The organism is Bacillus sp. FSL K6-0069 (genome assembly GCF_038007785.1).
Taxonomy (GTDB): Bacteria; Bacillota; Bacilli; order Bacillales; family Bacillaceae_G; genus Bacillus_A; species Bacillus_A mobilis.
Map to the genome: position 1 here is coordinate 525,324 of NZ_JBBOXN010000001.1, position 14,677 is coordinate 540,000.

Annotated in this window: 13 protein-coding genes (1 of these 13 running past the window's edge); 9 read left to right on the forward strand and 4 right to left on the reverse strand. The window is 36.7% G+C overall.

The features are described from left to right. Positions 1-60: 60 nt before the first annotated feature. Positions 61-285: a hypothetical protein gene (locus tag MHB74_RS02670; RefSeq protein ID WP_061676749.1), complete on the reverse strand. Its 225-nt coding sequence runs from the start codon at positions 283-285 to the stop codon at positions 61-63. A 125-nt stretch (positions 286-410) separates the two neighbouring features. Between MHB74_RS02670 and MHB74_RS02675 the strand changes: the two genes are divergently transcribed. The 4 genes from MHB74_RS02675 (at position 411) to MHB74_RS02690 (ending at position 3,737) form a co-directional block, all read left to right on the forward strand. Next, positions 411-692: a gamma-type small acid-soluble spore protein gene (locus tag MHB74_RS02675; RefSeq protein ID WP_061676750.1), complete on the forward strand. Its 282-nt coding sequence runs from the start codon at positions 411-413 to the stop codon at positions 690-692. Positions 693-879: 187 nt separating this feature from the next. Next, complete coding sequence (locus MHB74_RS02680) at positions 880-1,140, forward strand: YgaB family protein (protein WP_000997582.1); 261 nt, start codon at positions 880-882, stop codon at positions 1,138-1,140. 251 nt (positions 1,141-1,391) lie between these two features. Beyond that, positions 1,392-1,922, forward strand: a complete 531-nt coding sequence (gene ntdP / locus MHB74_RS02685; protein ID WP_061676751.1) for a nucleoside tri-diphosphate phosphatase — start codon at positions 1,392-1,394, stop codon at positions 1,920-1,922. A gap of 54 nt (positions 1,923-1,976) precedes the next feature. After that, entirely contained in the window at positions 1,977-3,737 is a 1,761-nt protein-coding gene (locus MHB74_RS02690) for an ABC transporter ATP-binding protein (protein ID WP_061676752.1), read from the forward strand. 15 nt (positions 3,738-3,752) lie between these two features. Here MHB74_RS02690 and MHB74_RS02695 read toward each other — a convergent pair whose 3' ends face one another. The 3 genes from MHB74_RS02695 to hemL form a co-directional block, all read right to left on the reverse strand. Then, positions 3,753-4,841, reverse strand: coding sequence for an aromatic acid exporter family protein (locus MHB74_RS02695; RefSeq protein ID WP_061676753.1), 1,089 nt, complete (start codon positions 4,839-4,841; stop codon positions 3,753-3,755). A 258-nt stretch (positions 4,842-5,099) separates the two neighbouring features. Further along, positions 5,100-9,536: a glutamate synthase-related protein gene (locus tag MHB74_RS02700; RefSeq protein ID WP_061676754.1), complete on the reverse strand. Its 4,437-nt coding sequence runs from the start codon at positions 9,534-9,536 to the stop codon at positions 5,100-5,102. A gap of 199 nt (positions 9,537-9,735) precedes the next feature. After that, positions 9,736-11,034, reverse strand: a complete 1,299-nt coding sequence (gene hemL / locus MHB74_RS02705; protein ID WP_061676755.1) for a glutamate-1-semialdehyde-2,1-aminomutase — start codon at positions 11,032-11,034, stop codon at positions 9,736-9,738. A gap of 127 nt (positions 11,035-11,161) precedes the next feature. Here hemL and MHB74_RS02710 point away from each other — a divergent pair, with 127 nt between their 5' ends. The 5 genes from MHB74_RS02710 to bcp form a co-directional block, all read left to right on the forward strand. Further along, positions 11,162-12,175 (forward strand): ABC transporter ATP-binding protein, encoded by a 1,014-nt coding sequence (locus tag MHB74_RS02710; RefSeq protein WP_061676756.1) that lies wholly within the window; start codon positions 11,162-11,164, stop codon positions 12,173-12,175. Beyond that, positions 12,168-12,959 (forward strand): ABC transporter permease, encoded by a 792-nt coding sequence (locus MHB74_RS02715; RefSeq protein WP_000521523.1) that lies wholly within the window; start codon positions 12,168-12,170, stop codon positions 12,957-12,959. The genes MHB74_RS02710 and MHB74_RS02715 overlap by 8 nt, the downstream gene beginning before the upstream one ends. 4 nt (positions 12,960-12,963) lie before the next feature. Continuing rightward, positions 12,964-13,749 (forward strand): ABC transporter permease, encoded by a 786-nt coding sequence (locus MHB74_RS02720; RefSeq protein WP_061676757.1) that lies wholly within the window; start codon positions 12,964-12,966, stop codon positions 13,747-13,749. A 72-nt stretch (positions 13,750-13,821) separates the two neighbouring features. After that, positions 13,822-14,226 carry a potassium channel family protein gene (locus MHB74_RS02725; RefSeq protein ID WP_061676758.1) on the forward strand — a complete coding sequence of 135 codons (405 nt, stop codon included), beginning with the start codon at positions 13,822-13,824 and terminating at the stop codon, positions 14,224-14,226. A 44-nt stretch (positions 14,227-14,270) separates the two neighbouring features. Beyond that, on the forward strand, positions 14,271-14,677 hold the 5' portion of the coding sequence (bcp, locus tag MHB74_RS02730; RefSeq protein WP_000633720.1) for a thioredoxin-dependent thiol peroxidase. 49 nt of this gene lie beyond the right edge of the window; 407 of the gene's 456 nt are visible here — the first part of the coding sequence; its start codon is at positions 14,271-14,273; its stop codon lies off the right edge, out of view.

The window sequence follows — 14,677 nt, forward strand, 5'->3', positions numbered from 1 at the left end:
TCTTACTGCCCATTAAAGCGGGATAAATAAAAAAGTGTTCCCTATATTGGGAACACTTTTTTAATCGTAAGAAATTTTTGTCCCATGAGTCCAACTAGCCTCACCTTCTTGTAAGCCGCCTCTTGTTTCAATTTCTATTACAATTTCTTTGTAAATACTTTGACCTTCTGCATTTAAATAAGGCAGAATCTGTTGTAATGAATGATGAAAATAAGCCAATTCATCTTCTTGCCATTCACTTTTTGAAACCATCGTTAGTTCAGTCATATCGCGTCCTATATACATATTTCCACCTCCATTTTCTATAGTTTGAATGGGTGATGAGAGATATATACAAAATTTTTTCAAAAGAAAATGACGGATAGCTTCTAAAGGAATTGGTTACATTATTGATTGTGGAGGTGAGAAAGATGGGTAAAAAACAACAAGGTTATAACAAGGCAACTTCTGGCGCTAGCATTCAAAGTACAAATGCTAGTTATGGTACAGAGTTTGCGACTGAAACAAATGTACAAGCAGTAAAACAAGCAAACGCACAATCAGAAGCAAAGAAAGCGCAAGCTTCTGGTGCACAAAGTGCAAACGCTAGTTATGGTACAGAATTTGCAACTGAAACAGATGTGCATGCTGTACAAAAACAAAATGCAAAATCAGCTGCAAAACAATCACAATCTTCTAGTTCAAATCAGTAATGAAAGAAAAACACTTCTCTAACTCAGGAGAAGTGTTTTCTTTGTGTTTGGGTCATGGTAATGAAAAAAAGTGAACGACATAACTTCTAATAAGTCAACAAATGTAGTCAAAGGAGAAGGAAGTTAAAGATTAGAAATATGTAATGAGGAATAATAACTGATAAATAAGTCCAAAAGGGGGTAAGTAATGAACGATTTTGATAAGTTGGTAGGAGAGCAATTGGAAACGATGGATGAGTTGTTAAAGTTACAAGCTCATCTAGAGAAGTATCAGCAAATTGAAATGAGCGAAAAGGATACGTGCGATAAAAAGGAATTACATTTTATCCGCCAAGAAATATATAGAACAGAATTAGCGTTAAAACTGTTACATGAGAAATTTGAAGAGCAAACAAATAGTGTGATTCAATCTTTTGAAACTGAAAAAATGATTTCGAATTTAGGATAAGACATATTGTTACCTTTCGGTGAAAGGTCCTTCTTTAGAGAGAAATAAGGAAGGGCTTTTTCTATTCTCACTTCCTCGTGTCTAAATAATGTAGCGAAGGATCTAGCCCCTAAGAAGCTTAGAGATATGGTATGCAGTGTGAAAAAACAGAGTCTTGTCGCTTTAGTTTTAAAATTTCGACAAAAAAGTTATAATAGAAAAAAAGTGGATGCAGTTCAAAGGGCATTTGCAGTTGAAAGAAGGGAGCATATATGGGATTTCCCAAAGAAGGAGAAAGAGTACAAATACATAGTTATAAACATAATGGCTCCATTCATAGAATGTGGGAAGAGACAACAATTTTAAAAGGGACACAGAGTCTTGTGATCGGAGCAAATGATCGTACAGTAGTGACAGAATCAGATGGCCGAACATGGATTACTCGTGAACCAGCAATTTGTTATTTTCATGCAAACTATTGGTTTAATGTGATTGGGATGTTAAGGGAAGAGGGAGTATATTATTATTGTAATTTAGGCTCACCTTTTGCATATGATTCTGAAGCATTGAAGTACATTGATTATGATTTAGATATTAAAGTGTATCCAGATATGACATATACGCTTTTAGATGAAGATGAGTATGAAAAGCATAGTCAAATTATGCAGTACCCACCTGTTATTGATACTATTTTAAAACGAAATGTAGCACAATTAACACAATGGATTCATCAGAGAAAAGGGCCGTTCGCGCCTGATTTCGTGGATATGTGGTATGAAAGATATTTAATGTACAGAAATTAAAACAAACCTGCAGGGGATTTCCCGGCAGGTTTGTCCTATTAGAGGGGGGATTATGTGCAAGGTATAAAAAGATATTTGCAATTTGTTAAACCATATCGATGGCTTATTGCTATTACGATTATGATTGGTCTCGTAAAATTCGGCATCCCGCTTATTATGCCGTGGTTATTAAAATATATTATCGATGATGTGATTCAAGGCGGAGGGTCACTTCAAGATAAAACATCCCAATTAGTAACAGCTGTTGGGATTGCCTTTTTTATTTTTGCAGTAGTAAGACCGCCGATTGAATATTATCGTCAATATTTCGCGCAGCGTATCGCGAACACAATACTATATGATTTGCGAAAACATATTTTTGGTCATTTGCAAAAGTTGAGTTTACGCTATTATTCGAATACAAAAACAGGAGAGATTATTTCACGTGTCATTCATGATGTAGAACAAACGAAGGATTTTGTAATTACTGGTTTGATGAATGTTTGGTTAGATACGGCAACAATTGCTATTGCTATTATTGTTATGTTTTCTATGAATGTAAAATTAACATTTGTTGCGTTATTAATTTTACCTATTTATGTAGTGGCAGTGAAATATTTTTTCGGACGTCTTCGGAAATTGACGAAAGGGCGTTCACAAGCTTTAGCAACGATGCAAGGTTATTTACATGAACGTATTCAAGGAATGCAAGTGACGCGTAGCTTTGCATTAGAAGAGTATGAGGGTAAGCAGTTTGAAAAAAGAAATAATGAATTTTTAACGAAAGCATTAACACATACGAGTTGGACGGCAAGAACATTTTCGGCAGTGAATACGTTAACAGATTTAGGACCGTTACTTGTGATCGGTTTTGCAGCGTACGAAGTGATTCAAGGGCAATTAACATTAGGGACTATGGTTGCCTTTGTTGGATATATGGATAGTTTGTATAGTCCGCTTCGCCGACTTGTTAATTCTTCTACGACATTAACGCAGTCTTTCGCATCGATGGATCGAGTGTTTGAATTGTTAGATGAGAAATACGATATTGTGAATGTGCCAAGTGCGGTACAAACGAAAAAATTAAACGGTGAAGTGATATTTGATAATGTATCTTTTCGTTACAATTCAGATGAAAGAGAGGTATTACATAACCTTTCGTTAACTATGGTGCCAGGAGAAAAGGTAGCGCTTGTAGGAGCAAGTGGGGGAGGGAAGTCATCTCTTGCTAGTTTAATCCCGCGTTTCTATGATGTCTCTTCAGGTGCAGTGTATGTAGATGGGATAGATGTTAGAAAGTATGATATGAGAAATTTACGTAGTCATATTGGAATTGTACTGCAAGATAATTTGTTATTTAGTGATACAATCGGGGCAAATATTTTATATGGAAATCCGAAAGCTACAGAGGAAGAAGTGATTGTAGCTGCCAAAGCTGCGCAAATTCATGATTTTATTATAGAGTTACCTGATGGTTATGATACGGTCGTTGGGGAACGCGGTGTGAAGTTATCTGGTGGGCAAAGGCAACGTGTAGCGATTGCACGAGTGTTTCTAAAGAATCCATCGTTACTTATATTAGATGAAGCGACATCCGCTTTAGATTTAGAAAATGAACGGTATATTCAAGAGGCGCTTCAGACGTTAGCTGCTGATCGAACGACGATCATAATCGCACATCGATTGGCGACGATTACGCATGTGGATACGATTATTTATATTGAAGATGGTGAAATTAAAGAAACAGGTTCTCATGAAGAGTTAATGAAAAAAAGAGGGTTTTATTACAATTTATATCAACTTCAACATATAACAGAAACAGCTCCTTTAGCGTAAAAGGAGCTGTTTTCTTTATTCGTCTTCTTTTTTATCTTCGATTTGGAGTTCTGCTTCTGGTTTATGGTATGTGTAGAAGCTATCCACAAGTAAATCTAAATGCTCTACTTCTTCACTATAGTTAATAATGGCAGAAATTAGAGGGAAGAGGTGTAGCCATGTTTTATACGCTTCCTCATCGTCTTTGTTTTGATAATCCATAAAGATATCAATTAATTCTTGTTTACCTGTTTCAACTTCATCAAGCATTTCAACGGATTGTTGTTTTTTTGCTTTGCCAATAAATTTTAATAGCACTTGTTCATGATAATGCGTTAATGAATCAAGTTCGTTTTGGATAGATTCCTGAAATTCTTCTGGCATATAGCGCAGTTCATTTTCAGTACGATGTAATGATTTTAGCGTACTTAAAGCACGGCTTGTCGTCGCTAACATTTGTCTGAATAAAACGAGTTTACGAATTTTAGCGAACTGTACTTTTTTCGTGTAGCTTCTTTCTTCTTTATACAGCAAATAGTAATGGTTTAGTTTGATCATTTTTTCTTTCATACGATCAATATCAGTTTTTAGCGTTGTAAAATCAGAAGCTTGCCTGCTATTCATTCGAATCCACTTTACAATTTCTTCTGTATTATCAACGATACGATGATACAATTTTGTTTCGTATTTTGGCGGCATAAACACTAAATTTACAAGTGAAGCCGCAATAATTCCAATCATAATCGTCGCAAAGCGAAGTAAGGCAAAACTGAAGAAATCTTCGCCTTGATACTCCATAATGGCGATAACTGTTACTAAAGCAATTGATATTGTGTTTTCTAATCGTAATTGTAACGTAAGCGCAATTACTAATATACATGTTAATCCAATAATAAAAGGATTATGTCCAAAAGCAGTAGCAAATACGATAGCGAATACCGCGCCAATGACGTTTGCTTGAATTTGCTCAAGAGCAGTTAAATACGAGCGGTATACAGACGGTTGAACAGCGAATATAGCTGAGATTCCCGCAAATACCGGACTCGGTAATTGAAGTAAAATACAAGCAAATAAAGCTAATGTGATGGCAATACCCGTTTTTAAAATGCGAGCACCAAGTTTCATACCCTTAATAAGATCCTTTCTCTTGTCATAATGAATGTACAACATGATACTATACATTCATTACAATATGTTAGCAAGTGATATTTTAGTGACGTTAATAAGAAATTAAGATTCATTTATACTTTTTCCTAATTCTTTTTAAACATCAATTTTTAGTAAAAAAACCTGCTGAATTTCAGCAGGTTTCAAATTGTTACTATAGATTACTATGAGAAGTGTACTTCGTCAATTTATTCTTGAAAATGAAAGTTAGGTATATCACTCTGTTGAGATAGATGGATCAGCCTGCTCTTTTTTCGGGATAATTTCAAAAAACTGTTGCTGCATATCATCGAGTAACGGTGTTAATAAAGCAACTTCCTCGTATTGCTCATGCTCATTTAATACACGAATATAATCTAGCAGTAACTCAGTTACATCTTGCACACCATTTTTACTAATTGGTTGTAATGTAACATTTGCTCCTTTTGCGATTCTTCTTTTTAAAGCCTGTTCAGTTAAACCTAAGCTTGAATCATGACGTAAATATACAACACCGCCAGTCATACCAGCACAGATCCATGGACCAGGATCCCCTAAAACAAGCGCTCGCCCATTTGTCATATATTCAAAAGCGAAACCTTTAATATTAGAGTATGCCCCTATATTCCCTTGCTCTCTTTCACGGAGTGGCTTTGTCATACGCCCTCCAATTATCATGTCTGCTCCAGAGAGGCGGATACCAGCGCGAGCATCAGCATTACCTTGAACGTATAGCGCTCCTTTTTGTGCACCGTATCCAAAACCTTTTCCGACAGAACCGTTATAATATATGCCGTCTTTTCCTTTTGCTTTCGTTATATAAATACCACCACCAAAGGAGGTTTTACCAATGCCATCTTGTGCACCGCCATTTACGTGTATAAATAAGTTCTCGCTATTGTAAGCGCCTAATCCATTTCCAGGAATAGAACCATTCGTATACTTTAATGTAAGTGGTTCAAGCTTCGTGTCTTCATATAATTTACTACGAACGCGATAGCAAGATTCTAGACCACCCATAACGCGTTGCTCTACGCCAACTCCTACTAATTCTTTCGAATGAGGGGAATGAACTGTTTCAAATTGTTTTTCCGGTACGTATTCTGTTTGTGTAACAGATGGATGTTCTATCGTTTGTAGTAAATTACATAAGTCTAATGAATTTTCGCCTCGAACTTGTTCTAATAAATCGGAACGTCCGACAATTTCTTGTAAATTTGTATAACCAAGATTTCCTGTTAATCGTTTTAGTTCTACACCAAAAGTGGTGAATAAATGTAATAATCCAGCAACGGCGCTTTCTAATTCGCGTGGGACGAAGCGGCGTAATCCGTGTTCTTTCGCCTGAGCTTCAGACTCAATTTGTGTTGCAATTCCAACGTGACAAGTATCTAGATGACATCCGCGGCAAGTTGTACAGCCGATTGCAATCATGGATAATGTACCAAATCCAATACGGTTTGCCCCAAGAAGCATGATTTTCAAGGCGTCATTCACACTTCGAATACCACCGTCTGCCCAAATTTCTACCTTGTGTCTCATATTTGCTTCTAATAAAGCATTGTGAGCGGCTTTCACACCGATTTCTACAGGAAGGCCTACATGTTGCAATGCGTGAATACGTGCAGCTCCTGTACCGCCATCAAATCCGCTAATGTTAATAAAATCAGCGCCAGCTTTTGCGATACCGACAGCAATTGTTCCAATGTTAGGGACAACAGGAACTTTTACAGCTACTTTCGCAAGTTGATTGGCGGTTTTAATTTCTGTAATCATTTGAGCTAAATCTTCAATGGAATAAATATCATGGTTGTTAGAAGGTGAAATTAAATCTGAGCCAATTGTAGCGTTACGTGCTTCAGCGATTTTGGCTGTTACTTTTGAACCTGGTAAATGTCCACCTTCACCAGGCTTTGCACCTTGACCAATTTTTATTTCAATTAAGTTTGATGAATTTAGTAGTTCGGCGTTTACACCAAATCGCCCAGATGCAACTTGTTGTCCGCGTGTATGTGGATACTTTCCGATCATGTCTTTAATTTCGCCGCCCTCACCGTTCAAACTGATCATATTTAGCTGGTCAGCTGCTTCTGCATACGAACGAAAGGCAACTTCATTTTGAGAACCGAATGACATGGAACTAATAATAAATGGTAAATCATGATTTTGAATGCTGATGGATACTTCTTCAGCGGGAACTACATGTTTTGCTTGTTTCGTTTGAACTAGGTGTCTAATTGCAATTGGGTTATTTTCTTCTAATTCACTTAACTTGTCACGGTAATCATCATAAGAGTTTCCTTTTGCGACATCGCCGATTGCTTTCCAAATTCGCGGGAATATATGAAAAGATTTTCGCATTCTAACTTTAGGATCGTTGTAATCATCTGCGCGCATTTGTGCATCTTCAGCAAGTGAAGCAAGCGAAAAGGCTAAATTATTTGAACCGAAGAAATTCGTAATTTGTAATATATTTGCGATTTCCTCATGTAATCCGATAGAAGAATAGAGGCGACCGTAACCGCGTAATTCATGAATTCCAATTGTTGAAATGACTTTTTCCAGCCCTTTATTAAGAGCGTGATATAAATTCGTAATGGGTGTTTTTGTCCCATCATTTACGGTTGCAAATAATAAATATGGATTAATACTATCTGCTCCTAATCCATACAGTGTGACGATATCATGTAAGGAACGAAGGGCACCAGAACGTATAACGAGAGAGCAGTTTCGGCGTAATTTATTTTCGCTTAATACTTGATGTACTTTAGCGGTAATTAAATGCGGATCAATCCATAACCGTTCATTTAGATGAGCGTCGGCATCGTCTATTAATAGTAGGGAAGCTCCATCGTTCACGGCTGTTATCGCTTCAGAACTAATTCGATTTAAGGCGCATTGTAAAGTTTCTGCCGGACTGAATGTAGCAGAGATTGTAGCGATAGAGCTATGAGTATTGAATAGCTGTATAAGTTGTTCGTACGTAATTGTTTGTAATTCCTCTGTAATAGATTGTGCTACACTTCCTTCTAAAATAACGGGGGAAAGCATTTCAACTACAAATGGTTGTTTAGCACCGCTTAATAAACTTGGGCGTTCTCCAAGTATCGTTCGTGTGGAGAAGTGTTCGACCTCTCGATCGCGATCGATTGCTGGATTTGTAACGACAGCTACACTTTCCTTAATGAAGTCAGCGATATTTCGTCTATCAGTATCGAGTGCGGCAAGTGGTGAGTCATGCCCAAGTGAGCGAATTGGCTCAACGCCTTTTGTTGCCATCTGTTCAAGAAGTTGAATATGCTCTCGATCCCATCCAAAAGCAACATATTGCTTCGTCTCAACTTGCATAGAATCACATAGTCCCGAGGTTTCTTTCGTTTCAGGGATAGATAAGTTTAAATGATAACCTTTCGTATCCACTCGTTTTTTAAAACGGTTATATACTTGAGTTTGGTAGTCATCGTATTCGTAGAGTACAAGCTCATCTTGTTCATTCCACTTTAGGCCGACTTTTTCTCCAGGAGCGAGTGGTTTCGGTTCTGCTACATATTCAGTTGGTGATACAACTCCAGGTTCAGAAGAGAAAATATAAGAGCTTTCTGTTTCAACTTTCCATACTGGTCGTAGTCCAAGGGAATCAACGCTGAAAACAGCTTCATCTTTATAACGTGAAATAATGCCAGCTGGACCTTGCGCAAAATGGCCCCAAGCTTCACGTATATACGTATATAAATCTTGTAAATGTGGTTCATAAAGTTTAATTTCATTAATAATTGGTGGAAATAGTATGTCCATTGCTTCAAATAAACTGTAGTCGTATTGAACAAGTAGAGTTTCTAAGGTGCGGTTTAAATCTTGGGAGTCACTGCCCCCAGCAGTAAGTGGAACATGGATCATTTCAGCTTGATCGCGTAATTTTGCAATTGTGTTAATTTCACCATTATGTCCGAGAACGCTAAATGGTTGTACACGAAAAAAATTAGATAATGTATTAGTAGAATAGCGATTATGTCCAAGTGTCATAGTTGAAGCGATAAGTGGGTGTTGTAAATCATTGTAATAGGCGACAAGTGTATCCCCAGCACCTAGAACTTTATATACAACATGGTCACGACTTAAAGAAGCAACATGAATCGCTTCGTTTTCCTCTATTTTGATCGTTACTGAAAATAATGTTTGCTCAATATGTTTAACTTCATTTTCCGCGATAAGAGCAACTTGCCAAAATAAAGGTTCTTCCTGTTTACCAAGTGGACCGAGCGCATCGTAATTTGTTACGTCGTCACTTTCGAAAATCATAGTGAAATTTTCGTTATTTAATTGCGTACGAATATGATTCTTTAAATTAACTATATTTGCATTTTTGTTTAGAAAAAAATGTCCAACGATAAAGTGGGGATGATCCACGATCGTTGGATTATATCCGCTACTTTTTAGTTTTTCATTCCAAAGTGCTTTTGGGACATCAATGTGAATGCCGATTCCATCTCCTTCACCATTAATGAAGCCAGCCCGATGATTCATTTTGACTAGTGATTGTATACAAAGGTCAATGTTTTCTTTTGTAGGAATTTTTCGTTTCTCCATAACGGAAACGATTCCACACGCATCGTGTTCTGCATTTTTATAACCTCGAAATAAAGACGGTGTCCATGTATTTGTTTTATTGAGCATCCGTCAATCCCCCCTCTTATTGAAGTTTGAATAATCTTACTATTTAAGGCGTGAGCAGCCTTGTATACAAGGATAGTAAGGATATAAAAGAAAAATTAAACAGATAATTATGAATAATTATACTATTAATGAGGGATTTATGAAATAGAAAAAAGGAAAAAAGAAAGATGTGCTTTCTTTTTTCCTTGTAATGACGGGATTATTTATTCTCCGCTAAAGCAGCAAATGCTCTGCCTACAGCTTCGATTGTATATTCAATATCTTCTTTTGTATGTTCTGTCGTTAAGAACCATGCCTCATATTTCGAAGGTGCTAAGTTAACGCCTTCTTGCAGCATAAGCTTGAAGAATTTACCGAACATTTCACCGTCTGTATCTTGTGCTGCATCGTAATCTTCAATTGTATTTGTTGTGAAGTATACAGTTAAAGCACCTTTTAGTCGGTTTAATGTAATATCGATATTATGTTTTGTAGCTTGCTCTAAAATTCCCTTTTCAAGCATCGCACCAAGTTCATCTAATTTCTCATAAAGCCCTTCTTGTTGAAGAACTTCTAGACAAGCAATACCAGATGCCATAGAAGCAGGATTTCCTGCCATTGTACCAGCTTGATATGCAGGTCCAAGCGGGGCAACTTGTTCCATAATTTCTTTCTTACCACCGTAAGCACCGATCGGAAGTCCGCCGCCGATAACTTTACCAAGCGCTGTTAAGTCTGGTGTTACGCCAAGTAAGTCTTGAGCACCACCGTACATGAAGCGGAACGCAGTAATAACTTCATCATAAATTACTAGTGCGCCAGCTTCGTGAACAAGTTCATTCACTTTCTCAAGGAAGCCAGGTTTTGGCTCTACAATCCCGAAGTTTCCAACAATCGGTTCTACAAGGATAGCTGCTACTTCATGTCCCCATTTATCTAATGCTTCTTTTAAAGTTTCTACATTATTAAATGGAACGGTAATAACTTCTTGAGCGATACTTTGTGGTACACCGGCTGAGTCAGGAGTTCCTAGTGTAGAAGGGCCTGATCCAGCTGCTACAAGTACTAAATCAGAATGACCGTGGTAACAACCAGCGAATTTCATAATTTTTGTGCGGCCTGTGTAAGCACGAGCGACACGAATTGTTGTCATTACTGATTCAGTACCAGAGTTTACGAAGCGGACTTTATCTAATGCAGGCATTGCTTCTTTTAACATTTTTGCAAATTTTACTTCTAGCGCTGTTGGTGTTCCGTAAAGTACACCATTTTCAGCAGCTGTTGTAATTGCTTTTGTAATGTGCGGGTGAGCATGTCCAGTAATAATAGGACCGTATGCTGCTAAATAATCGATATATTTATTTCCGTCTACATCCCAGAAATAAGCACCTTTTCCACGTTCCATAGCAACAGGAGCGCCACCGCCAACTGCTTTAAAAGAACGAGAAGGACTATTAACGCCGCCAACAATATGTTCTAAAGCTTCTTTATGTAATGCTTCTGATTTTGTGAATTTCACTACAATTCATCTCCTTACAAAAATCTATGTATTATTCTAACATGTTTTTCGAAAAGACGTATTGTTTGTGATAGAGAAGGCAGTTGGGTAAACTATTCGTTGTGACATTTAGGAAGGGGGTCCGGTTATGAAATCGGTAATTGAGGTACAAGGATTACGTAAAGAGTTTACAGCCTATTCAAGTCGTCCGGGTTTAAAGGGTGCATTTCGCGATTTATTAAATCGTAATTATAAAATAGTACCAGCAGTAAATGACGTATCTTTTACTGTGAAACAAGGTGAAATGGTTGGGTATATTGGTGAGAATGGTGCCGGTAAATCAACGACAATTAAAATGCTTACGGGGATTTTGACTCCGACATCAGGAGAGATTTTAGTAAATGGGATGAACCCACATAAGCAGAGAGAAGAATTTGTAAGAACAATTGGTGTTGTTTTCGGTCAACGCTCGCAACTTTGGTGGGATATTGCTGTACAAGAATCGTTTCGTTTATTAAAAAAGGTGTACGGTGTATCAGACGCTCAGTATAAAGAGCATATGGAGCACGTAATTGAAACGTTAGATATTGGTCCTTTATTAGATAAGCCAGTTCGAAAGTTATCTCTAGGTCAAAGAATGCGTTGTGAATTAGCGGCAGCATTAATTCATAATCCGCCGTTATTATTTTTAGATGAACCTACAATTGGGTTAGATGTTCTTGTGAAATTGAAAATACGTGAATTTTTAAAAGAAATGAATGAGCGTTATAAAACAACAATTTTATTAACAACCCATGATATTACTGATATTGAAGCTTTATGTGAGCGCGTTATCATGCTGGATGAAGGAAATATTATGTATGACGGTTCTTTAAATAATCTTCGTACGCAGTGGGGAGCGGAGAAGGAAATACATTTTCAATTTATTGCACCAGTTTCCTATCAGGCTTTATCAATGGTTATGCCAGATAGTCATGTCGTTTGGGCGAAAGCAAAAGAGGAAAACGCGTGGGTTGCAAAAATACCGAATGAAGAAGTTATCATTTCAATGCTTATTTCTAAAGTAGTACAAGCATTTCAAATTAAAGATTTAAAAATTAATGAAGTGTCTACAGAGGAAATCATTCGTAACATTTATGAAGAAGGTATTAAACATGGGTAAGTACATTGAAATGATTCGGATTCGCTTTTTAATGATGCTTGCGTATCGTACAAACTATTATAGCGGGATTTTAATTTATACAATTAATATCGGTGCGTATTATTTTTTATGGCAAGCAATTTATAGCGGAAAAGAGAATATTGAAAGTTTATCTATTTCGCAAATGACTACGTATATCGCAATTGCGTGGATGGCACGTGCCTTTTATTTTAATAATATAGACAGGGAAATTGCGATGGAAATTCAAGAAGGGCGTGTAGCGGTAGAACTGATTCGTCCATATAACTATTTAGGGATGAAAGTAATGCAAGGTCTCGGTGAAGGGATATTTCGTTTTGCCTTCTTTTCCATTCCGGGTATGGTTATCGTTACCTTATTATTTTCATTGCAAATTACAACGAATTTTCAAACGTGGTTATATTTCTTCTTATCTTTAATATTTAGTTTTATTATTAATACACAAATTAATTTAATGACGGGAATGCTCACGTTCTTCCTATTTAATAATAGTGGAATTATGTATGCAAAACGTGTTGTTATTGATTTATTTTCAGGTCTATTATTACCAATTAGCTTTTATCCGTTATGGGCTCAGAAGGCAATGGTATTTTTACCGTTTCAGGCCATTAGTTATATTCCGAGTATGATTTTTTCAGAAGGTATACAAGGAAGTAAATTGTATGAGGCATTATTATTCCAAGTAATTTGGGCAATTGTACTTATTATTCCAATTGTACTCATGTGGAGAACGGCGAGAAAACGTCTAATTGTACAAGGGGGATGATGAGATGATATATATAAACCTATTTTTACAATATGCAAGCCAATATATAAAAACAAAATTGGAGTATCGAGGCGATTTTATCGTTGGGTTACTTTCTGATTTATCACTGCAGGCTGTGAATTTAATTTTTATTCTCGTTGTGTTTGGACATACGCAAGCATTAAAAGGCTGGAGTAGAGAAGAAGTCATCTTTATTTATGGTTTCTTTTTAGTGCCGTTTGCCATTTTCTCAGCTTTCTTTAACATATGGGACTTTAATGATCGTTACATTATTAAAGGGGAAATGGATCGTATATTAACAAGACCAATTCATAGTTTGTTTCAAATTATATTAGAAAGAATGGAGCTTGAATCTTTAATTGGAGCGATTACAGGAATAATTGTAATGGGCTACGCAGCGGTGGAGTTGCAATTATCTTTTTACTGGTACGATTTCTTCTTATTCTTACTGATGGTAGGAGGAGGAGCTCTTGTATACGGAGGGATATTTGTTACGCTTGCAAGTCTTGGTTTTTGGTCGGATGCGAAAAGTTCAATTATGCCGCTAATGTATAACATAGGTAACTATGGTCGCTATCCTGTTAACATTTATAACCGTGTGATTCGTTTCATTTTAACGTTTGTTTTACCATTTGCGTTTGTCGGAGTGTATCCAGCAGCATACTTTTTAAGAAAAACAGAGTGGAATAGCTATGCATTTGCAACACCATTCGTTGGTGTTATCTGTTTTACGATTGCAATTACTCTTTGGAATCAAGGGGTAAAAAGGTACCGTGGTGCTGGGAATTAATTATAGAAGCTTGTTTGTTTCTAAGGGATAAATCCAATGGCTGTCTCATACATATAAAATGAGGTGGAGGACATGTTATGGGGATTTATTCTATTAATTGTAGCAATTGCTATTTTGAGAAGTGTCCAATTGTTATGGAGTTCATATTCAGATTCTAGGCGTTTCTTTTCGCTTTATAATTTAGCCTCCTTATTTTTAATTTATACAACGGTATTGATTGCGTTTGGGTTAAGTTATGTTGTATTAGAAGAAATGGGTTTTGCAGTTTTGAAAGAAGATGGAGAAAGCTTGCATGCCCAATCTTTTCAACTTGTAGAAATTTGCTTATATTTTAGCGCAGTTACTTTATTGTCCGTTGGGTATGGTGATATAGCTCCGATTGGAATAGGGAGATGGATTGCAATTGCAGAAGCGTTAATTGGATATACATTACCGTTTGCTTTTGTCATGAGGTCTGTAATAGACAATGAAAAATAAGATAGCATTTGATATAGTAAAAGAAAAGAGTAGGAGTGATAACAATGATCACAGTAGGAGAAATGGCTCCAGAATTTACATTAGAGGGAAGTAACGGGGAACAAGTTCGCTTAGCTGATTTTCGTGGTAAAAATGTAGTTCTATATTTTTATCCGAAAGATATGACTCCAGGGTGTACAACTGAAGCGTGTGATTTTCGAGATGCATATGGGTTATTCCAAGAAAAAGATACAGTTATTCTTGGTGTAAGCCCTGATTCAGCGAACAGACATCTGAAATTCATTGAGAAGCATGAACTTCCATTTGTGCTTTTAGTAGATGAAGATCATAAGGTAGCAGAATTGTACGATGTTTGGAAATTGAAAAAGAACTTTGGGAAAGAGTACATGGGAATCGAGCGTTCTACATTCCTTATTAATAAAGACGGTGAGCTTGTAAAAGAATGGCGTAA